A 22,708-nucleotide genomic window follows, 5' to 3' on the forward strand; every position below is an offset into this window, starting at 1 on the left:
TCTTGAATCTATGAAAGCGCTTATATATGTAGTGATGTAGACTGCTTAAACCCAGGTAAAGGAGGCTGATGATCACACCGGGAAAGATTTTGTTTATGGGCTGGATGGCTGTATACCAATAGACATGAGGAGGATTAAGGGTAATGACATATTCCAAAAGGTTAAAACGCAAGAAAGGCATAAACGGCACCGCTTTGTTTCTGAGCATACTCATGCTGCTAAGTGTCGTAATGGTCATTCCGCCCGGCCGTGCGCATGCCGCTGGCTCTTATCTGCTCTCCCAGGACCGGCCTGCTTATGCGTCGGGCACAGAGGGCAACAATACCCCGGATCTGGCGGTGGACGGCAATACGGGTTCCCGCTGGAGCAGTGCATGGGGGGCAGATCCGAACTGGATTTATGTTGATCTCGGGGCATCTGCCGCAGTAGACCGCGTTGTCCTGCGCTGGGAAGGGGCATATGCCAAGTCCTACAAAATTCAGGTATCTCCGGATGAATTGAACTGGAGTGATGTCTATTCCACAACTACGGGAGATGGCAGTGTGGATGATCTCACACTCAGCGGCACCGGCCGTTATGTGCGGGTATTGGCAACCGCGCGCAGCCTGACGCAATACGGCATCTCCCTCTTCGAGTTCGAGGTTTACGGCACGGGCGGCGTTAATCCTCCTCCGGTAGTGCTGGGGCCGAATATGGCCTTGAACAAGCCGGCGACGGCGTCGTCTTATCAGGTGGCTGACTATCTCCCTGCTGGCTCCACATTGCCGGCACTGGCAGTGGACGGAAACTTGGCTACACGCTGGTCCTCTAACGCCACCGATAATGAATGGCTTAGCGTAGACCTTGGCAGCGTACGGACACTTGGCCGGGTCATCATCAATTGGGAGGCTGCCGCCGGACGGACCTATGATATCCAGGTTTCAAATAACGGCAGTTCATGGACTACAATCTACCGGGAGCTTCACGGCGACGGAGGCACGCTTAACCTTCCGGTCTATGCCAGCGGCCGCTATCTGCGGATGAACGGCATCAGCAGAGCGACCTCCTTCGGTTACTCGATCTTTGAATTCCAGGCGTATGATTATGTGACAGGCGACCCCAAGCCGGTCTATAACATTCCGGCACTGCCGGCGCTGACAACAGTGGCCGTAGGTCAAGGCAGCTATGCCGCGAATGACCTCTCGGTTCCCCAGCCCAAATATCCGCTGTATAAATCGGATGCACTGACTGCGCCGCTGCCTTCCAACGACTGGTGGCAGTCGATCATGATCAATCAGCTCGGCAACGGCATTATTACCCTTCCGCTCAAATCGAAATATACCAAGCAGGGACTAAGCGTTCTGAACCCGGGCGCAGGCTACTTAAGCGCCGATGGCAAGGCGCAGGAAGCCGCAGGCAGCCCGGATCTGTTCCTGATGGCCAGTAATATTAATACTTCAGGGATGTCGAACCGGATAACCGCTTACGGTGATTGGTCCGCAACTGCCGTATTAAGCGATGGTACTGCTGAGAAGATGAAGACGACCTTCGTCAAAGGCTCGCCTTATCTCTATTCACAATTCAGCGATCCGGCCAGTCCTGAACTGTACCTGCCGGCAACGGCCCGCTTCTTCGATGACAGCAATAATGCGATTCTGGCGGCTGACGGTGCCACGGTTACTGCAGACCATATCGGCATTGCGGTCACGAATTCCAATGGCGCCCCAACGCCCGTAATGGTTACCAGAAACTATGGGCTGTATGCACCGGCCGGTACAACCTTCAAGAAAGTCGGCGCCAAGCTCAAAATCCAGCTGGGCGGAGGCCAGAACTACCTGAGCTTATCGGCTCTTCCGGCACCCGCAAATCTGAATTACTTCTACCAGCACGGATATGCATTCGTGACGGATACGAAGGTGGCTTATACCTTCAATGAGACCACTTCGGATGTCACTACCACCTTCAATGCGACTACAGAACTCAAGCGTTCAGGCTTTCCGAATGTGGCGCTGATGGCGCAGCTTCCCCACCAGTGGAAGGTTACTACTACGCCGCTGACTGCTGTCTCCTTCCCGTCCATACGCGGAACGATGAAGGTTACGGAGGGTAATTCCTTTGCCACTGCCGATAAATTCTACGGCATTGTACCGCAGTTCACCGAGCCGGGTGATTCCGGCTACTCCCGTCAGGATCTGCTTAATTATCTGGCGCTGCTGGATACGGACACCGCCACCAATCTGATGCAAGCCGATGCTTACTGGCAGGGCAAGAAGCTGCATCCGCTGGCAATGGGTGTGCTGATCGCCGATCAAATCGGCAGCGAGAGCTATAAGAATCTGTTCCTCTCCCGGATGAAGACGGTACTTACAGACTGGTACACGTACACTTCAGGAGAAGCTAACTACTATTTCGATTACAACTCCGACTGGGGAACCCTGATCTATAAGAACAGCGAGTTCGGCGCGAACTCCGGTATAACGGACCATCATTTCACGTATGGCTATTATGTCTTTGCTTCCGCTGTACTGGCCACCTACGATACTGACTTCAGAAACAAATTCAGCGGGATGGTTGATGAGCTGATCCGTGACTATGCCAATCCCTCGAAGACCGATCCGAAATATCCGTACTTCCGCAACTTCGACCCGTATGAAGGACATTCATGGGCTGGCGGTTATGCCGACAATGACAGCGGCAATAACCAGGAAGCTGCAGGGGAATCCCTGTTCGGCTGGGTAGGCCAGTATATGTGGAGCACACTGACCGGCAACACAGCGTTCCGGGATGCGTCCATTATGGGCTTCACGACGGAGCTTAGAGCAGTGCAGCAGTACTGGTTCAACTACGACCAGGATAACTGGCTGCCGGGCTATACGCATAAATCTGTCGGGCAGATTTACGGAAGCTCGAACTTCTTCGGAACCTTTTTCAACGGCAATCCGGTGTATGTCTATGGTATTCACTGGCTGCCAACGGCTGAATATTTAACCAGCTACGGGTTCGACACAGCTAAGGCTGCCGGATTATACAGCGGCTTCGTAGCCGATAACAGCGGTCCGGAAACGGACTGGTACCATATCGTCTGGCCGATTCAAGCGCTGAGCGATCCGCAAGCTGTTCTGAATAAATGGAATCCGGCACTTCCGCAGCAGAATGAATTGTTCAATACGTACTGGTTCGTGCATAACATGGCAACTCTTGGATCACGCACCAAAGACATTTGGGCAGCGAACGGGTATAGTGCAACTGTGTATAAGAAAGGATCGGCATATAGTGCACTGGTCTGGAATCCGACGAATGCGGCAATTACCGTTACATTCCGCAATGCAGGAGGAATTACGGGCTCAGCTGTAGTTGAAGCCAAGAAGCTGGTGAAGGTTGACCCGACGAAGGTGAATTCGGGGACGCTGCTTACTCCGCCTGCCCTGATAGCGGATACAACGCAGAATGCAGCTGGCCAGCCGATTGAGCTGACATTCACGGATAATGCGGCCTGGAGAAGCGCGGCCAGTGCGGTGAAGGTGGATGGAACCTCAGCGGCGGCAGCGAATTATACCGTGGCAGCCGGTACAATCATGCTGAATACCGCGCTGTTCCCTGCGGCGAAGACCTACACGATTACAGTTTCGGCAACGGGCTATAACGATGCTTCAGTGCAGCAAGTGGTCACTGGCGGAGCAACCTCCGCGAACCTGGCCCTGAACAAGGCGGTTACCGCCTCGGAGAATCCGAAACAGCCTGCTGCGGGTGCAGTGGACGGAGATCCGGGTACCCGCTGGGAATCGGCCTTCAGCGATCCGCAGTGGATTCAGGTCGACCTCGGTTCTAATCAGACGGTCAGTCGTATCCTGCTGAACTGGGAGGGAGCGTATGCCAAGTCGTATACGATCGAGACTTCAGCAGATGGTGCGAACTGGGCACCAGCCTACTCTACGACAACCGGAGATGGGGCCATCGATGATGTCAGCTTCGCGCCGGTCAGCGCGCGTTATGTAAAGGTGAACGGCACGGAACGCGGCACACAGTACGGGTACTCCTTGTGGGAACTGGAGGTGTACGGCAGCGGCGGCACCGTGACGCCGCTTGCTCCTCTTGCCCTTGCAGCGGATACAACGCAGAATGCAGCCGGCCAGCCGGTTGAGCTGACATTCACGGATAATGCAGCCTGGAGGGGCGCAATCAGCGCGGTGAAGGTGGATGGAACTACAGCGGCGGCAGCGGATTATACTGTGACAGCCGGTAAAATTACGCTGAACACCGCACTGTTCCCTGCTGCGAAGACTTACACAATTATTGTAACGGCAGCAGGCTATGCGGATGCTTCCGTGCAGCAGGTAATTACCGGTGGAACACCATCCGTGAATCTCGCCTTGAATAAGGCAGTTACCGCTTCGGAGAATCCGAAACAGCCGGCAGCAGGTGCAGTGGACGGGGACCTTGGCACCCGCTGGGAATCGGCCTTCAGTGATCCGCAGTGGATTCAGGTCGACCTCGGCTCTGCTCAGACGGTCAGCCGCGTCCTGCTGAACTGGGAGGGAGCGTATGCCAAATCCTATACCATTGAGACTTCGGCAGATGGCACGGACTGGACAACGGCCTATTCGGCGACAACCGGGGACGGGGAACTGGACGATATCAGCTTCACCCCGGTCAGCGCGCGGTATGTGAAGGTGAACGGTACGGAGCGGGGCACACAGTACGGCTATTCTTTATGGGAAATGTCGGTCTATTAATCAGGGCGGCATTGGCGATAGAATAGAGGCATCAACGTAAAGAAATGGTGAGGATTATGCATAGGTCAATGTTATTGCGGTTCTTGCAGGAGGGGCAGAACCGGCCTGCCTGCAATGGGGTGAAAGGAGGCAAATTGCTGCAATTGCTGTTAGTCATGCTGGTTCTGGGTGGTCTTGCTGCCTGCTCAAACGGTAGCACTGGTAACGCCAATTCTATTGACAGGACTGGTAATGCTGATAACGCTAATCGCAGCAATTCCGGCAGTTCCGGTGATCCCGGCAATACGCTGCTTGCACTTCATCCGGCTACCGCCCTTTCAGCATTGGCTGCCAAGGTGAAGCCGGTCCAGTTCACCGTATTTGTGAACTATGACTGGTATACGGCGCCGACCTGGGAGGGCAGGCCGCATAGCCGGTGGATCACCGATAATCTGAAGGTTACGCTCACTCCGGTACAATCCAGCGGGGCTGCCGCCCAGAAGCTGAACGCGATGATTGTCTCGGATCAGCTTCCCGATGTGCTGGTCATGGACCGGGGCAAGGAAGTGGAGCGGCTGCAAAAAGCAGGCAAGCTGGTGGCACTCGACCCTTATCTGACGGAATATCCTGAATTTGTCCAGACCATAGGCGAGGATACATTGAACATGCTGCGCAGTGAAGACGGCAAGCTGTACCAGATTCCGAACTGGTATATTAACGGCAGCAACGGCAGCGGTAACGCCGGTTTCCTGGTTGAGAAGAAGATCTACCGGGCGCTTGGCTCTCCTAAGCTGGAGACATGGGATGATCTGGAGGCTTATCTGAAGCGGGTGCAGCAAAAGTATCCTGAACTCGTCCCGATTGACTTCGGGGAGACCCGGGACGGAGCGGATATACAGATGATCGGCATGCTGTACAGCGGTGCGGGGGATAACCGGACACCAAGCTTCATCTCTCCAGGTTCAGGACAAATCTTCGGCGTGCCCACCGGGTTCCGATTGACTTCTGTGTACCGGGATCCGGCATTCCTGGAGACGCTGCTGCTGGCTAACCGGCTCGTCCGTCAAGGGCTGACGTCTCCGGATCTATTAACCGAAACCCGGGATCAGGTACTGGAGAAGCTCAAAACCGGCCGGATCGCTGTATTCGGCGCGTATGACGCCATCGTGGAAGGGATCGGCCGTGAGGCGGATAATCAGCTCTCGGCCAAAGATCCGCAAGACGGATACGATATCATCTGGCCGGTGCACCGGACAGGCGTTGATCCAGATAAGGTGTACCCTTCCGGATACAATACACTGGGCTGGAATGTCAATGTGATTACAACCGGTGCCAGAGATCCGGAAGCCATTTTCTCCTATATGAACTGGGCGACGAGCCCGGAGGGACAGCGCATTATTTTCTTCGGGCCGCAGGGTATGTTTTATGATAAAGTGGAGGATGGAGTTCCTGTTCCAAATAATTCCTATATTGGCCGTGATTTGAAGCAGTACGATGATCTGAAGATTGGAGAATTCAACTGGTACGGTAATACCTCATATATTGATTCAGCCAAAGCCAGACGCGAGAAGCTGCTGCCTGCGGAGGCCCGGGACTGGACAACACTCGGGCAAGCGAATGTAACGTTCAGGACGGCGATGAACATCACCGAATTCTCCAATCTCGATCCGGCGCCTGCCTCCGAAGAGGGGATTATTCTGCAAAGACTGAAAGATCAGTATGCGCAGGTAATCCCCCGGATGATTTTTGCGGCAAGCGGGGAAGAGGTCAGGCAGCTGATGGAGGAAGCAGACAGGGAAGCAGCGGGTTTGGGGTATGACAGGCTGCTCGCCTGGAAAACCGGTGTATGGCGGAACAATCTTAAGAAGATCAAGGCCTATTCCCCGGAATACTAAACGTTTGGAAAGAAGAGGGATACGATACGTACCCTCTTTTCCGCATGAAGGAGTGCTGATTGCGATGTACAGAGCCGTCTTGGTGGACGATGAAAATTATGACTTGGAGGGTCTGCGCTGCCTGATTCCCTGGAGTGAGCTTGGCATTGAAGTGGTCTGCAGCGAGAGCAATCCGCTTGCCGCTCTTCAATATATCGAGAATCATGAGATTGACCTGCTGATTACGGACATCAGGATGCCCGTGGTTTCCGGCATGGAGCTGTCCCGCCTGGCGCTGGAGCTGAATCCGGTGCTGAAGATCGTGTTCATCAGCGGATACCAGGAATTTCACTATGCGAAGCAGGCGCTTGATTTAAAGGCGCATGCCTATATTCTGAAACCGGTTGATGATGAGGAGCTCATCGGCGTGCTGCGCACTGCGACGGCTGAACTGAATCTTGAGCGGAGCAAAGGTCCGGAAGACGGCGGCGTGATGGCGTCCTTTGATTTCATCAAAAATGATGTGCTGCAGCACTTGCTGGAGGGCAGTATTGACGGTGCGACACTGGGGGCCTTTCTGGCCCGGTATCCGCTGGATCTGGCCTTCTCCAGCGCCTCCGCGGTGCTGATTGAGGCAGATGATGTCCTCCGGCGGGTGCAGGAGCATCCGGAGGAGGTCTATGCCGGTCTGGACAGGCTGTTCCAATATATTGGGACAGAGATCGAATCCGCCGGTGCCGGGAAATGGTGCCGGCTGAACCGTTCGCAGCTTGGTTTCGTGTATACCGGGCAGCGTCTGGAGCTGGAGGAGTGGCTTCAGCAGCTGGTGCTGAAGGTTCGCGGGCACACTGCTTACACTATTACTGTGAGTTATGGAGCTGAGGTGTGTGCTCTGGAGGCGCTGACCTCATCTTTTTCCCAGGCCAAGGCATATATGAACGGCAAAATGTTCCTCGGCAAGAACAGAGTGATTCCCCCCGTAATGAACAAGCCGGGAATGACCCAGGATATTAAAGAGCTGAGCGTTGTGCTGGAGGGAATGTTCGGGGCTATGGCAGGCTACAGGCTGGCTGATATTTGCGACTGCATCGATGAGCTGTTCGCGATGGCGGCCCTGTTTGAGCATCCGGTGAAGGTCTATCATTTCTCCATTCATATTGTCACCCGGCTTGAAGCCTATCTGGGGACGCTGAACGAAACCTATGAGAGTCTGGAGCAAATGGACGCCATTCATCATCTGGAGACGGTGGATGATATTAAGCGCTGGCTGCGGTATACGCTGTTCCAGATTTCCGAGATCCTGTTCATGAAGAAGCAGCATAAGAACCGCCGGCTGATGGAGCAAATTGAGGTCTATATTCAGGAGCGGCTGACGGAGAATCTTACCTTACGGCTGGTGGCCAGCCATTTCGCCTATTCACCGAACCATCTCGGGGTCCTGTTCAAGGAGCACACCGGCGAGAGCTTCAATGAGTACCTTGTGCGGATTCGGATGGAGAAAGCGATTCTCCTGCTTGATCAGCATCAATACAAAATCTACGAAGTGGCTGATAAGGTGGGCTACAAGAATATTGCTTATTTCAGCAGGCAATTTCGTGAATATTTCAATATTACCGCAGCCGATTACAGAAAGCAGAGCTGATCCGGCATGCAGAAGAAGCGTGCGAAACCCGTATACATGCCCTTGGCCTACAAGCTGCTTATTTCCTATCTGCTGCTGGTGCTGACACCGGTTATCGGCATCGGAAGCTACGCCTATGTCTCCTCCGTGCGTTCCACTGAGGAGCACACCAGAAGCAATCTGGAGGTGGCTGTCAGGCAAATTGCCAGCAACGTCGATTACCGGCTGAAGGATGTTGTCCGCAGCACCGACGAGCTGTACGCGGATCAGACCCTCTCGCGTTATTTGACAGGTTATCATTCCGGCTGGGAGAAATATAGCATCATGTCGCAGTATATTCTTCCCAGGCTGGAGAATGCTGCGAATCTGCCGGACCCGGAGGTCAAGCTGTCCGTATATGTCAGCAACCCTAATGTCGGAGAATTCTATTACAACGAGAGTGCAGCGGGCGATGTCCGTAAGTACTCTCTATTTCACATGGACCGTATTAAGAATGAAGACTGGTATAGAGGGCTAAAGCTGCATTACGGCTCCTATGAATGGCGGCAGGTGGGCAATGACAGGATGGACGCGAGCATCTCCTACCTGCGTCCCCTGATCAATTACGATACACTGCAGCTGAACGGCCTGATCAAGATGACGGCGAATATGAAGTATATCTTCTCTGATGCCGGCTCCGGGCAGCTGGGCGAGGACAGCATCCTGTTCATCGTGGATAATGACAACCGTCTGCTCTTCATAAGCTCCCGCAACAAGGTTAAACCGGATTTGCTGCCCTCAGCCGCTTCAGGCTATATTCAGCAGCCGGAATCCTATATGCAAATTAGACAGCCCGTTACGAATATGCCCGCCAGCGTGGTGGCTTGGATTCCCTATTCTTCACTGCAGAAGAATTCACAGCAGGTCCGAAATGTGACCATCGGCATCTGTCTGATCACTCTGATCCTGCTCTTTCTGATCAGTCTGGTGATGTCCCAGTATTTTGCACGGAGCTTCCAGAAGCTGATCGCTTCCCTGAAGTCTTTTAAGGAAGGGGATTTCCACAAGCGGATGCCGGTGCAGGGCAATGATGAGTTTGCGGAAATCGGCAGTGCTTTTAACGACATGGCTTCAACTATACAGCGGTTAATCGACGAGGTCTATGTCGTCAACCTGGAGAAGAAAGAGACCGAGCTGCAGGTACTGCATTCCCAGATGAATCCGCATTTCCTGTATAACACCTTCTCTTCGATCAGCCGGATGGCCAAGCTGGGGGAGATCGATAAGCTGCATGAGGTCATCCGTTCGCTGGCCAGGTTCTACCGGCTGACGCTGCACCGCGGGGAGATGATTATTCCCGTGGAGCAGGAACTGCAGATTGCCGAGTCTTATCTGGATATTCAGCGGATTAAGAATGTGGACCGTATCCAGGTGGCTTATGATATTGCACCGGAGGTTCTGGAGAGCGAGAGCGTGAAGTTTATTCTGCAGCCGTTTGTGGAGAATGCGCTGGAGCATGCCTGGTACGATGATGAGATTTCGCTGATCATCCGGGCTTACCGGGAAGGTGCGGATATGATCTTCGAGGTGGAGGATAACGGGCTCGGGATGAAGGAAGAGCTAATCGGGCAGATTCTGGAGCCTGCGGGCCAAGGAATCGGCTATGGCATCCGCAATGTGGATCAGCGGATTCAGCTGCAGTACGGCAAGCAGTATGGCGTAGCCATTCACAGCTCGCTTGGTGAAGGGACATTGATCCGGCTCCGGTTTCCCTGCCGCCCGTATCAATCTGTGCAGGACGAGGCCTAGAAACGGTGTGCCTACCGGATTATGAGCAGAAGGGGCTGTCCCAAGCAGCCATTTCATGGCTTTGGGACAGCCCCATTAGGATATGCAGGGCGGATCAACGGGTTCCGTCTAAGTCTAAGTCAGAGGCTGGACCGGCTCTGCCTGCTCCGTATTGCGCGGAGGGTTGAAGCGGTACACGATGTAGCCGACGATGAACGGCAGGATGATCGTGACAATACCGGCGCCGATGTTCACCTTATCCTGCATGAAGATCAGCGTAGCCCCCATCAGGATGCTGTCAAACACCACATGGCTGAACATCACGGCGATGAAGCCATAGCGCAGGAAGATATAGCTGAACAGCAAACCTATTACCGTAAGCTCAATCGGCCGTGAGCTGACCGGATAGATCGGGTAGAGTGTATGTCCGAGCGCCCAGATCAGCGTAGTGATCAGTGCAGCGATGAAGGTATTCTTCACGAGCTTCTTGAGCATCCGGATACCGAACAACCGGTACACAGCCTCTTCAGAGAGACCGGCAAGCCAGGCGACAATCGGCAGCAGCCAGGCGTATTTCATATTGTAGGGAGACTGGCTGGCATCCGTGGTGGACCAGTTATCCAAGGCGAAAGACAGAATGATGAACATGAACGTCTGCACGCCGAGCAGGATGAATGCCCATACATAGCCGGCACGGATGCTGTCCAGTACATACTGGCCGTAACCGGGCTCTTTGGCGCGGGGCCAGGGATTAAGACCCTCCTTGCGCCACAGCCCATCGCCTCCGACCAGTGAGAAGTAGAGCAGCGATGACATCAGCAGGCTGTAGAGAACAAAGATGATGAACATCAGAGCGGCAGTGATACGCGCTGTGGCACTGTCTCCACCTGATTCAGGAAGTACATTGTAGCTGCTGACCATCATAATCAGGAAGTGGGCGGAGCTCAGGAAGATCCCGCGCCTCCAAGAGGTATGTTCCCGGCGTAGAATGCTGTAGATCAGCGCCAGAATCCCCAGAAGCAATGTAGGCAGACCATAGCCGAATAAGGTGAGCTTGTTGGCCAGAGAGGTCTGTTCGTCTACGTAAGCATCATGCCAGGCGGGAGCAGAGAATCCGGCACGGAAATAGGAGACCTCTCCGCCGGAGAAGTTGAAGTTATAGTGCAACGTAGATTCTCCGACCTTCACCGAGCTCTCCGTATAGACAAGCCCGTATTCAGCACTGTTAGCTTCTATCTGCAGCTTGGCGGGGTTTGCTCCCCATAACTGCAGCCATGGGCGGGCCAGATTCTCTTTTCGCTCAAGGGGAAGATCCGCTTCACTGCTTACAGTGTTTGCTGTTGAAGCAGGGTTAGTTACAACTTTTGCAGGCACTTCCCCGTAATCTAGTCCTGCAGCAGCATCGGCATCGGCTCCCCGGGCAAAAGCCACTACCTCTCCTGTATACATATTGACATCCACCGAGAGCAGGGCATCCGCCTCCCCTGCAGTATAGAGAGCCGCATGGTAGACATCATACGGGTACCGCTGATCCAGCTTGTTCTTGGTGTAATCCTCAAGCAGCTTCTCCCGGGACATATAGCCGTAGAAAGAGGCATCTGTCTTGTATAGGACAATCCATTCATCCTTGACCCCAGCTTCGTGGCCGAGCTGCTGTGCTGCGAATGCGGCGGCTTTGTCTTGAACTTCGCTTTTGCTGATCATTGCTGTGTCCTCACCGGAGCCCTGGATGAGCTGGGGGGCGACCTGGAACATGACAAACACAATAAGTCCAAGAATTCCAGCAAGGATAAGTTTGGTGGTGAGGGGCCGCTGCTGTAGGGGCTGGCCGACGGAATTCATGAAACGCCTCCTTGAAATGAAGTACTCTTGTAATTTCCATTATAGTATTACTTGCCGGGCAGTTACAAAAAAATGCCGTATTATCGTTTTACGTGGAGAGGTCCAGACTTATGCTTGTTTATTTTCAAAGCGTATTATAAGAAAGAGAAGGATTTATATGCTTCACAAGCCGCTTCTGCTTGTATCGAAAATGAATCTTTGTGAAGTCAGGCAATAACGTATATAATTTTGTATGTTTATTTGATATTGATGAATTCGTAATAGCTAATATGGATACTGTGAAAGGATGAGAGGTTTGGCTTCACCATTCTCAAAGATTAAAGGATTCAAATTTCTGAAGCTCTCTCCGCCGCAAATTCTGGTGATTGGGTTTGCTGCTATGATTAGCATAGGTACCCTGCTCCTTATGCTCCCGTTGTCCAGTGTAACCGGGCATCCACTGGGCTTCATCGACGCGCTGTTTACGGCTACCTCTGCAGCCTGTGTGACCGGACTGGTCGTTGTGGATACGGGAACCTATTTCACCGGATTCGGACAAGCTGTCATTCTTGTACTCATTCAAATTGGCGGACTGGGCTTCATGACCATGGCCACTCTGTTTGCGCTGCTGCTGAAACGCAGAATCTCGCTGCGCGACCGGCTGATTCTTCAGGAGGCTATGAATCAGAGCTCGATGGAGGGAATCGTGCGGCTGATCCGCAAGGTGCTGGTATATTCCCTGGTGATTGAAGCTGCCGGAGCAGCCGTGCTGACCATCCGCTGGGCCGTTGATATGCCGCTGAGCCGTGCGCTATATTATGGTCTGTTTCATGCAGTATCATTGTTTAATAATGCCGGGTTTGATCTTTTTGGCGGCTATCGCAGCTTGACCGGATATGTAGCTGATCCTGCGGTAAATCTTGCAACGATATTCCTGATTGTATCCGGCGGTATCGGCTTCATTGTCATGTCGGATCTCGTGGAATTCCGCCGTACGCGCAGGCTGTCTTTGCACAGCAAGGTGGTGCTGTCGATGACCGGGGGACTTATTTTTACGGGGATGGTCGTCATCTTCATCTTCGAGTTCACCAATACCCGCACTCTTGGGCCGCTGAATTTCGGGGGCAAGCTGTGGGCTGCCCTGTTCCAATCGGTCACTCCCCGGACGGCCGGGGCCAATACGCTTGATATCACGGGGCTGCGGCAGGCAACGCAGTTTTTCATTATCATTCTGATGTTTATCGGTGCCTCTCCAGGTTCAACCGGCGGCGGAATCAAGACGACGACCTTCACGCTGATGGTCGGAGCTGTAATCTCTATGCTGCGCGGGCGGGAGGATATCGTACTATTCCGTTACCGGCTGGCCCAGGAGCGTGTGTTCAAGGCGCTGACCATTACGCTGCTGGCCCTGCTGCTGATCGTTGCGGTCTCGATGGTGCTCTCCACCACGGAGGACCGCGCTTTTCTGATGATTCTATTCGAGACAACCTCGGCGTTTGCCACCGTGGGGCTGAGTCTGGGACTGACGCCGGAGCTTACTCAGGTCGGCAAAATCCTGATCTGCCTGACCATGTTCGCCGGACGGCTTGGACTCCTGACGCTGGCCTATGCACTAGGGCCAAAACAGGGTAAACCTTTGTATAAGTATCCGGAAGGCAAAATGATAATTGGATAAGGGGAAATCGAGACATGAAAGCACAGCAATTTGTTGTAATCGGCCTGGGCCGCTTCGGTTCAAGTCTGGCGCTTGAGCTGATGTCCATGGGCTATGAGGTGCTTGGGATTGACCACCAGGAGGAGCGGGTGGAGGAGATGACCGGCAAGCTGACCCATGCGGTGATGGCGGATGCTACGGATGAAGGGATTATGCGCTCCCTCGGGGTGCGTAATTTCGACTGCGGAGTTGTGGCGATCGGGGATAATATGGAGCGGAGCATTCTGGCTGCAATTCTGCTCAAGGAGCTCGGCGTCAAGCAGGTGGTCGGCAAAGCCATCTCGATTCTGCATGGACGCGCATTGTCGAAGCTGGGCGTGGACCGGGTGATTTTTCCGGAGCGTGATATGGGAATCCGTGTGGCCCACCAGCTGGTGACACCAAACTTACTGGACTATATTGAGATCTCCAAGGACTACAAGATCGTTGAGCTGACGGTGCCTGCCTGCATGGACGGCAAAAGCCTCGCAGAGCTGAACACACGGGGCAAATACGGCTGCAGCATTATTGCCCTGAACCGCGAGGACGGCATTATCGTTGCCCCGACCGCACACGACTATGTGCATCAGGGGGATATCATGGTGGTGATCGGCTCCAATGACAGCATCGGGGAGTTCGAGGATGAAGCGGTGAATGCGGATTAGGTGCAGAATTCCAGTCTGCGTATCTCTATAAGAGAATGCAAAAAAACGCCAGGCTGACGTGCAGCCGGGCGTTTTTTGCTCTTCAGAAAGACGGCTACATCCGGATGTCAGTCCGGCGGTATACCATCCACCCAGCCCCCGCGCATAGGGCGATGATCCCCCACAGGAGGAGAGTGGTTCCAGGCTCGAACATTGCGGGATCTGTCGAGAATAATGCGAAGTTCTCCATGTACTCCATAGAGGGGAACATTTGGGAAATGAGGGCGACAGATCCGAAATACACGATGGCCAGGAGGGTTCCAATGATTACTCTGAATCTGTAAAAACAGGCGCCGATCAGGAAGGTGGCTACCGAGACATCGAGCAGCGTCAGCATGAACATGTACGCGGAGAGCAGGAGCGGCCGGTCCACATCAACCGGGAGTCCAATCGAAGGAAGAACAGCCCGGCCGATCAGATACACGGCAGTCTCCGCCAGCGCAGCCGTTATGCAGAAGGCCAGCAGGGCAAACAGCGAGCTGACGTAGAAATTGCGGCGGGTCACACTGAAGCTGCTCATCAGCGGAAAGGTAATAGCCACTGTAACGATCATGCTGACGATCATGAAGATAGACATAATATTCCGGTTCACGCTGAAGATATTGTCCGCCGTTCCCATATCCCAGGCGGGCAGAAACTTCATCATCAGTACCAGGGCGGTGTCCACACAAATGAATATACTCAGCAGAATCAAGGCGCCTCTGCGGTAATCCTTCAGGTGAAACATCATTAAACTACGGTAGCTCATCGGTTTCCGCCTCCTTGCGAATTCTCTGCATCGCGCAGCGTCAGATATACGAACAGCTTCTGCAGCGGAACCGGAGACAGCTCAATGCCCTGATCCTGGAGCATTCTGTGTTCGGCGGGGCCGGAGAGATTCTCAAGCGCAAGCAGCAGCTTGCCTCCCAGGCGTTCACTGTGCAGTACGCGGACATCCCCCAGCAGCTTCTCCAGCACGGTAGCGGGCCCGGAAGCATAGACGGCGTTGGCGGCAAAATCCTCTACAGGACCTTGGAAGGCGATACGACCTCTTTTGAGATAAACCATCCGTTCAAACAGGTTCTCCGCTTCTTCGATCAGGTGTGTAGTCATTACAAAGGTGCGTGGATAATTGCTGTAATCCTCAAGCAGGGTCCGGTAAAAGATTTCGCGCATCGAGGCATCCAGGCCGATTACCGGTTCATCCAGCAGCGTCAGCGGAGCACGGCTGGCCAGCCCCTTAATGATCCCTGCCATGGATTGGCCACCGCGTGACAGCTGCTGGTAATTCTTGCTGCCTTTAAGCTGGAATTTGTCCATCAGCTCTCTGGCCAGCGGCTCATCCCAATAGGGGTAGAAGATCGAGGCGAACTTGAAGATTTCCTTCAAGGAGTAGTTCTCCCAGGAGCGTTCATAGGTCTTGACCAGACAGATCTGACTTAGTGCCGCTGCATGCTCATTCACGTGAACGCCGCCATACGTGACCAGTCCGCTGTCTGCGAACCTCTGGCCGGCAATGAGGGAGAGCAGGGTGCTTTTGCCGCTGCCGTTGGCTCCGATCAGTCCATGAATCATCCCCGGCTCCAGGCTCAGCGAGATATCATGTACGCCCTGGCCTCCGCGGAAAATCTTGCTCACATGGCTCAAATCGAGCTTTGCGCCGGATGGAATTACCGCTGCTTCATGCTTCTTCTCCGTACCCGTCATCGGTTCTCATCCCCCTTACGGATCATTTCAGACAATTGCTCCGTAGTAATGCCCAGCTTCGCGGCCTCACGGATCATTGCCACCACATATTGCTCATAGAACTGCTGTTTGCGCTTATTCGTCAACTCGGAGCGTGCTCCCGCTGCAACAAACATTCCGATCCCCCGCTTTTTATACAAGATTCCCTGCTCTACGAGCAGATTCACACCTTTGGCCGCCGTTGCCGGATTGATGCTGTAAAAGGCTGCGAACTGGTTTGTGGAAGGCACCTGTGTCTCCTCAGGCACGGTTCCATCGATAATGTTATTCTCAATCAGCTCCGCAATCTGCACGAAAATCGGCCGGTTGTCATCCATCTGGATACCCACCGCTTCACCACCTAACTGGTTAATTACTTATGTAACTAACCTTAGTTGGAAATCGGTCCGGTGTCAAGTGACAATCCCCTGCAAAGACGGAAATGGGCTTCGGCTAAGGAATAAGTGGCAGGTGGCTTGCTAATATTTCGAAATTGTTTGAAAAAATTTCCTATGCACATATGTAAAAAGTAATTTGAAATGTTAAACTAAAAACATTGAAGTGATCCGGACGGAGAGATTTGCCGCGAGGCACAGAATAATTGTATCAGGGGGTTGGAAAATTTAAATGTAAGCGGTAACATATCGATACGGCCAGCTGAGATATGGACATAAGATAATTTCAAGGCAGCTACATATAGAGACATCCTTAGGGGGATACAAATATGAAAAAAACACCGATGATCCTGCAGCTGGCACTGATTCTATTCTGCATCATGGCAATTCCGACAGCGATTCTGACATGGTACAGCGGGTCACAGATTATACAGAACTCAGAGGTAGCCATTGGAGAATCCACGCTTGCCGGGCTGAATGCGAGCCGCAAGTTAAATGAGAACGCGCTTGCCAATCTGGCTCAGGACACGTCGCGTCTGGCGGCGACGAATATTTTTGACCGTATCCGCAGCTTTGAGACCTACGATGAAATTAACGCAAATTACAACAACGTGAGCCTGGCACTCTCCGTAACGAAAGAACTGCTGAACTTGAACCGCCGGGTAGACGGTGTGTACTCTTCGTACTTTTATCTGAATGATTCGGATTATGTGTTCTCTACTGACAACAGCATCACGACGCTGGAACGGTACGAGTCCATCGATTGGATCAATGAAGCGCTTGAAGGACGCAGAGGTATCAGCGGGGTTTGGGTTCCCCGTAAGCTGGAGTCGGGAGAAAATGTTGTATCGTATGTGTATCCCCTCAATCGTCTGTCATCCACAACCCGCGGAATTATCGTAGTCAACCTGAAAGAGAGCCAGATCGGCAAATATCTGCATGCAACAGAGAGCGGAGACAGCAACTATCTGCTGCTGGACTCGGACGGCAAAGTCATTTCCTTCAATGACCAGTCCCTGCTGCTCTCCGACGGCCTAAAGCTGCCTTTCCTTCAGGAAATACTGAACCAGGGAGCTAGTGAAGGCTACACTTTCCGCGAACTGGACGGCAAGCGGATGGTGTACGCCTGGAGCCGCTCGGCATTGTCCGGATGGTGGAATGTAAGCTGGAGCTCCATGGATGAGCTGATGATCAGATCACGGGATATGAAGGGGAATATCATTCTGCTTACCGGAGCTATCATATTGCTCGGGACGCTGCTTGCCATCTTTCTTGCAACCTGGCTGTCCAGGCCCCTCCGGCAGCTGGTACGGACGATCCGCTCGAAGAGCGACCTGGGTGTGGTCAATAAGAATGAGCTGGCCTTCCTGAATATGGCGTTCAAACGCATGCAGGAGGAAGAGGAAAGCCTGTTCCAGCTGCTGCAGGAGCGTGAGCAGGATACCCGGAGTCTTGCTGTTCACCGTCTTTTGCGGGGTGAGATTCCGCCTCGGATCACGGAGGCTTTTCCGGAAGTATGCTACAGAGTTGTTGTGGTGTCTATCGACCAGTACCGGCGGTATGTAGGCAATACCAATGTGGAGACACGCAGCTATCACCGGTATCTGCTCAATGCGAAGTATGAGAGCTTCTTCCCGGAGGGGATACTCGCCCGCAGTGTATATCATAACGATGGCTGTATAGTGATTGTGCTGAACTTTGCTCCAGATGAGTCCGGGGAGAAGGAGGAGCTGCTCCGTCAGGCGCTGGAGCAGATCCGGGATCAATCCCTCGAAATGCTGGAGCATTCAGTCACGATCGGGGTAAGTGATTTGGCTGATGCACCCGAGAGGGTTGCCCTGCGGCTGTTTGAAGCGATGGAAGTCATCAAACACCGGATGATCAACGGGGCGGGAAGCATTATGTACTGGCACGATGAAGAGGAGGGCAGCCGCAAATATCTCGATTCCGAGAGCAGTGAGCGGAGGATTCTCAACTTCCTGGATGCCGGTGATCTGGCGGGGATATTCAAAGAGCTTCAGAGCATCCGCAGCCAGATCGCTTCGGAAGAGAATATTTCCTACGATAATATTATGTTCATCTACTATCAGCTGATGGGGGCAACGATCAAGCACCTCCGCGAGAATCATATCAGCACAGGCCGGATGGTTATGGGCAGAGGGAATGTGTACTCCATTCTTGCTGCAATGGATACACTGGATGAGCTGGAGGAATATCTGCATGGTTTCTTCACTGAAATCGTACAGAGCCTGGACCGCAGCACGTGTGAAACCAATCATGCAGAACGAATCATTCATTATTTGAAGAAAAATTTCCGTGAAGAGATTGTGTTCGAGGATATGGCCAAGGAAATCGGCATCAGCTATTCTTATATGCGCAAGATCGTCTATGAGCAAACCGGCAATAGCATGATTGATTTTGTGAATCAGCTGCGGATCGAGAAGGCCAAAGAGCTGCTGCTCGATACAGAATGCTCAATCAAGCAAATCGCAGCAGAGGTTGGCTATTATAATGTTCAGAGCTTCAACCGCTTTTTCCGTAAATATGAAGGCATGCCGCCAAGCAGCTACAAATCGGCCAAGAGTAAGAGCTCCTAGGAGCCTTTTCCTGGCCGGAGGGGCTGCTTTCTTTACTTCTTGAAAGCGCTTTAATTTTGGGAATGCCTATCATATTTGATCATTATAATGCTGCAGAGGCCTTTGAGAGCGCACTTCAATCAAATTTGATGGTGATCATCAATACTCATGATTTTCAATATCAGGCAAAGGGGCTAGCATAGAAATCGAGCCGGAGGACATTGGCCGGCAAGAAGAACATTGGAGGCAGGAGGTGACAATTTTGAAAGTTGCGAGCGCTTCACAAACAAATCACAGTCCTTTACTAAAAAAGAAACAGGGATTCGGATATTATTTGCAGCGTGACTGGCAGCTCTACCTGCTCGTTATGCTTCCGCTGGCATTTGTAATCGTATTCAAATATTTGCCGATGACCGGACTTGTAATCGCTTTTAAGGATTACAAAATTGCTCGGGGCTTCTGGGGCAGTGACTGGGCCGGAATGGAGGTTTTCCAGGAGCTTTTCGCCAAGGCTGATTTCATTAAGGCCGTCCGGAATACGCTGCTGCTCAATGTGCTTGATCTCTGCTTCAGCTTCACGATGCCGATTGTACTGGCGCTGCTGCTGAATGAGGTCAAAAGCATACGCTTCAAGCGCATTAATCAGACGATACTGTACTTGCCTCACTTCCTGTCCTGGGTCATTATCGGGGCTATCGCTTACCAGCTTCTCAGTGAGGGAGGCGGTGTGGTCAACAATCTGATTGAACTCATGGGCGGTACCCGTATTCCGTTCCTGCAGGAGGACAATAACTGGCTGATCAGCTATCTGGCCATCGGCGTGTGGCAGAGTATGGGCTGGGGTACCATTATCTACCTGGCGGCGATGAGCGGGATTAACCCTGAGATGTATGAAGCGGCTACGGTCGATGGAGCAGGACGCTGGAGAAAAGTGTGGAATATCACGCTGCCTTCCATCCGTGCGACTATTGTGACCTTGCTGATCATGGCTCTGGGGAAAGTGATGGACGGCTCCTTCGAGCGTATTTACGCTCTGCAGAATAAAGCCACCACAGAGTTCACAACGACCATTCCGGTGCTGGTATACCGCTGGGGGATCGAGAGCGGCAACTTCAGCCGGGCGACAGCCATCGGATTATTCCAGTCCGTTATCGGTATTATTCTGGTCATCTCCGCGGACCGTGTAGCCAAGAAACTTGGCGAGGATGGAATATTGTAGAAAGGAGAGGAACCATGAAAGCAACAGCCGGGGGCTCTGCCGCACCCCATAAAGCACGTATAGATACCTGGGAATTTCTGATCCGCTTCGCAATCATCGTAGTCTCGCTCATATGCCTGCTGCCGTTTATTCATGTCGTATCGAAATCCCTGAGCTCTGACTCCTTTGTCATTGCCAATAAGGTCTTTCTGTGGCCGCAGGGCTTCACCATCGAAGCGTACCGTAAAATCTTCGCGGATGCCAGTATCCTCCGTTCACTGTATATCACGGTTATCGTGACTGTACTGTTCACCATTCTGGGGATGATTCTGACCATCTGCGCCGCTTACCCGCTGTCGAGAGCCCAGTTCAAGGGCCGCCGGGTCATCACCTTCATCTTCCTGTTCACGATGTACTTCAGTGGAGGCATCATCCCAGACTATATGAACATTAACAATCTGGGACTGATGGATACGATCTGGTCACTGGTTCTGCCCTTGTCGTTCAGTGCCTTCAATCTGCTGATTATGAAGACTTCGCTAACACACGGTATACCGGTAAGTCTGGAAGAATCAGCGCGGATCGACGGTGCCGGGCATTTCCGGATCCTGTTCAGCATTGTCCTGCCGCTGTCCAAGCCGATTATGGCGACACTGGCGCTCTTCTACGCAGTCGGCCGCTGGAATGCTTACCAGGATGCCCTGTTCTATATTAAGCATGAGATCTCCCTGCGGCCGCTGCAGCTCAAGCTCTATTATCTGGTTATCCAGGCGAGTGAAAGCTTCCAGCTGGAAGCCACCCAGGTCCAGCTTAGTAATCCGGAGGTCCTTAAGGCATCCGTTGTAGTATTTGCTACTCTGCCTATTCTCTGTGTGTATCCGTTCGTCCAGAAATACTTCGTTCAAGGTGTTATGCTCGGAGCGGTCAAGGAGTAATCTGGGGCTCCAGTATATAGTAATTCTATTTGAATCCGAAAATTAGAATGGGGGAATTTTGATGAATAAAAGAAAAATGTATTCGTTAATGATGGCATCAGTCATGACGGCTGGCATGCTGGCCGGATGCTCCGGGGGAAATAACAACGCTAAAAATGCAAACACTGATCCTACCACAGCCCCGGCAGAATCAGCAGCAGCCACGAACCAGACTGAAGGCAGCTTCCCTGATTACTCCAAGGGCTTCGAGAAGAAGGTCTCGCTGGATATTCCGGTCTACGAACGGGCGTATGAGGGCTGGAATGTGTCCGATAACTATTATACCCGCTGGGTACAAGCGGAATTTGGCGACAAGTACAATATCGAAGTCAATTACGTGCCGATTACCCGCGCCAAAGAGGTAACAGATTACGAGCAGCTGCTGGCATCGCATAAAGCCCCTGATATCATCTTCCATTACGATATGCCGCAAGCGCTTACTTATTATGGTGAGGATGTTATGCAGCCGCTGGACCATGCTGAAATCGAAAATTACGCACCAACGTATTGGAAAAACATGGGTCCTACTATTGAGCAGTATGGTACAGTGGATGATCAGAAAACCTTCTTCTTCGCTGCCCGCCCTGAAGCCGACAACTTCGTCAACATTATCCGCAAGGACTGGGTTGAAAAGGTTGGCATGAAGGTTGAGGATTTGACTTCGCTGGAGAAGTACAACGAGATGCTGGCGAAATGGAAAGAGGCCGGACTCGGTGTGACCGGCGGCAACCTGCTGCAGAACTTCTACAACTTTAACTATGCTTTCCGTGAATGGCCGGTTGACGCGAAATATCGTGCGCTGTATTCCGACCTTAGCGTAGCTGACCTTACCACGGCTGATACAGAGGCTTACCTACGAAACCTGAACTATCAGTATAATAACGGTCTGCTTGATAAGGAATTCTATCTGCGTAACGACGAGCCTAAAGTCAAAGCTGAATTTGTTTCCGGCAAAACAGGGAACTTCGCGTTCTACCTGGCAAACAATACGGATGTATTTGCAGCTACCCTGCAGAACAACCCGGAAGCTGAATTTGCCGTAGTGCCTCCTTACGCAGGTGTTCCGGAAGGTAACAAGCCTCAAGGACGCGCTTACTGGCCGTTCGGCTTCATCATGGGAATTAACTATGAATCGACACCTGAGGAACGTGCTGCGGTATGGATGTATCTCGAATGGCTGAGCCAGCCGGAGAACCTGTTCAAGTTCCAGAACGGTATCGAAGGGGAGAACTACACACTTGACGCAGATGGCATCGCTCTGAAGAATCCTGATTTCAAAGGCGAATCTGTCCTGGCACAGAACAATAACAAGGACTACTGGGGCCTTGTGACTGAAATTGCACAGTATCCTGATGCGGCCAAAACCCGTACGGCTAACCTGCGTAACTGGGCGCCAGCCGGGTACGAGACGCTTGCTGATGATTTAGTGAAATATTACGACGAGGTTGCGGAATTCCGCACGCCGGATGCGCTGTTCAATGTAGTGCTTGAAAAGGTAAACGAGTATAAGGCGGACCTGAACACGCTGTTCCAGGAGCTGTACGTGAAGGTCGTGCTCTCCCCGGAAGCTGAATTCGACGCCACCTATGAAGCAGCCAAGAAGACTTACCTTGAAGCAGGCTACCAGGAAGTTCTCGATGAGAAGCAAGCTGCCATTGATGCAGGTAAGTTCCGCTAATTCTATGTCATA

General features: G+C 52.6%; 14 protein-coding genes. 10 read left to right on the top strand and 4 right to left on the bottom strand.

Translation table 11 applies throughout. From position 1 onward, the window contains the following. Positions 1-143 precede the first annotated feature (143 nt). The 4 genes from MKX70_RS11415 to MKX70_RS11430 all read left to right on the top strand — a co-directional run bounded on the left by MKX70_RS11415 (position 144) and on the right by MKX70_RS11430 (position 9,974). Positions 144-4,712 (top strand): galactose-binding domain-containing protein, encoded by a 4,569-nt coding sequence (locus MKX70_RS11415; RefSeq protein ID WP_340840037.1) that lies wholly within the window; start codon positions 144-146, stop codon positions 4,710-4,712. A gap of 134 nt (positions 4,713-4,846) precedes the next feature. Further along, positions 4,847-6,586 carry an extracellular solute-binding protein gene (locus MKX70_RS11420; protein ID WP_231637723.1) on the top strand — a complete coding sequence of 580 codons (1,740 nt, stop codon included), beginning with the start codon at positions 4,847-4,849 and terminating at the stop codon, positions 6,584-6,586. 64 nt (positions 6,587-6,650) lie between these two features. Then, complete coding sequence (locus MKX70_RS11425; RefSeq protein WP_042239356.1) at positions 6,651-8,207, top strand: response regulator; 1,557 nt, start codon at positions 6,651-6,653, stop codon at positions 8,205-8,207. 6 nt (positions 8,208-8,213) lie between these two features. Then, positions 8,214-9,974, top strand: coding sequence for a sensor histidine kinase (locus MKX70_RS11430; RefSeq protein ID WP_042239355.1), 1,761 nt, complete (start codon positions 8,214-8,216; stop codon positions 9,972-9,974). Between the two features lie 114 nt (positions 9,975-10,088). On the opposite strand, the gene MKX70_RS11435 is transcribed toward MKX70_RS11430, so the two are convergent. Next, the gene (locus MKX70_RS11435) at positions 10,089-11,795 is read right to left on the bottom strand and encodes a CPBP family intramembrane glutamic endopeptidase (RefSeq protein ID WP_042239353.1); all 1,707 of its coding nucleotides are present in this window, start codon (positions 11,793-11,795) and stop codon (positions 10,089-10,091) included. Between the two features lie 286 nt (positions 11,796-12,081). Between MKX70_RS11435 and MKX70_RS11440 the strand changes: the two genes are divergently transcribed. Both MKX70_RS11440 and MKX70_RS11445 read left to right on the top strand, forming a co-directional pair. Beyond that, positions 12,082-13,449 (top strand): TrkH family potassium uptake protein, encoded by a 1,368-nt coding sequence (locus MKX70_RS11440; RefSeq protein WP_042239351.1) that lies wholly within the window; start codon positions 12,082-12,084, stop codon positions 13,447-13,449. A 14-nt stretch (positions 13,450-13,463) separates the two neighbouring features. After that, positions 13,464-14,132 carry a potassium channel family protein gene (locus tag MKX70_RS11445; RefSeq protein WP_042239349.1) on the top strand — a complete coding sequence of 223 codons (669 nt, stop codon included), beginning with the start codon at positions 13,464-13,466 and terminating at the stop codon, positions 14,130-14,132. Between the two features lie 94 nt (positions 14,133-14,226). Here MKX70_RS11445 and MKX70_RS11450 read toward each other — a convergent pair whose 3' ends face one another. The 3 genes from MKX70_RS11450 to MKX70_RS11460 are packed head-to-tail and all read right to left on the bottom strand — an operon-like array spanning position 14,227 to position 16,225. After that, positions 14,227-14,919: a hypothetical protein gene (locus MKX70_RS11450; RefSeq protein ID WP_042239338.1), complete on the bottom strand. Its 693-nt coding sequence runs from the start codon at positions 14,917-14,919 to the stop codon at positions 14,227-14,229. Beyond that, positions 14,916-15,857 (bottom strand): ABC transporter ATP-binding protein, encoded by a 942-nt coding sequence (locus tag MKX70_RS11455; RefSeq protein WP_340782768.1) that lies wholly within the window; start codon positions 15,855-15,857, stop codon positions 14,916-14,918. The genes MKX70_RS11450 and MKX70_RS11455 overlap by 4 nt, the downstream gene beginning before the upstream one ends. Next, complete coding sequence (locus MKX70_RS11460; RefSeq protein ID WP_340840038.1) at positions 15,854-16,225, bottom strand: GntR family transcriptional regulator; 372 nt, start codon at positions 16,223-16,225, stop codon at positions 15,854-15,856. The genes MKX70_RS11455 and MKX70_RS11460 overlap by 4 nt, the downstream gene beginning before the upstream one ends. A 374-nt stretch (positions 16,226-16,599) precedes the next feature. On the opposite strand from MKX70_RS11460, the gene MKX70_RS11465 reads away from it, so the two are divergent. The 4 genes from MKX70_RS11465 to MKX70_RS11480 all read left to right on the top strand — a co-directional run bounded on the left by MKX70_RS11465 (position 16,600) and on the right by MKX70_RS11480 (position 22,696). Continuing rightward, positions 16,600-18,867 (top strand): helix-turn-helix domain-containing protein, encoded by a 2,268-nt coding sequence (locus tag MKX70_RS11465; RefSeq protein ID WP_042239330.1) that lies wholly within the window; start codon positions 16,600-16,602, stop codon positions 18,865-18,867. A gap of 241 nt (positions 18,868-19,108) precedes the next feature. Beyond that, on the top strand, positions 19,109-20,065 hold the full coding sequence (locus tag MKX70_RS11470; RefSeq protein WP_042239326.1) for an ABC transporter permease: 957 nt from the start codon (positions 19,109-19,111) through the stop codon (positions 20,063-20,065). A gap of 14 nt (positions 20,066-20,079) precedes the next feature. After that, complete coding sequence (locus tag MKX70_RS11475; RefSeq protein WP_340782775.1) at positions 20,080-20,979, top strand: carbohydrate ABC transporter permease; 900 nt, start codon at positions 20,080-20,082, stop codon at positions 20,977-20,979. Positions 20,980-21,040: 61 nt separating this feature from the next. After that, positions 21,041-22,696, top strand: coding sequence for an ABC transporter substrate-binding protein (locus tag MKX70_RS11480; RefSeq protein WP_042239325.1), 1,656 nt, complete (start codon positions 21,041-21,043; stop codon positions 22,694-22,696). The last annotated feature ends 12 nt before the right edge of the window (positions 22,697-22,708 follow it).

The organism is Paenibacillus sp. FSL R7-0312, assembly GCF_038004445.1.
Classification (GTDB): Bacteria; Bacillota; Bacilli; order Paenibacillales; family Paenibacillaceae; genus Paenibacillus_AQ.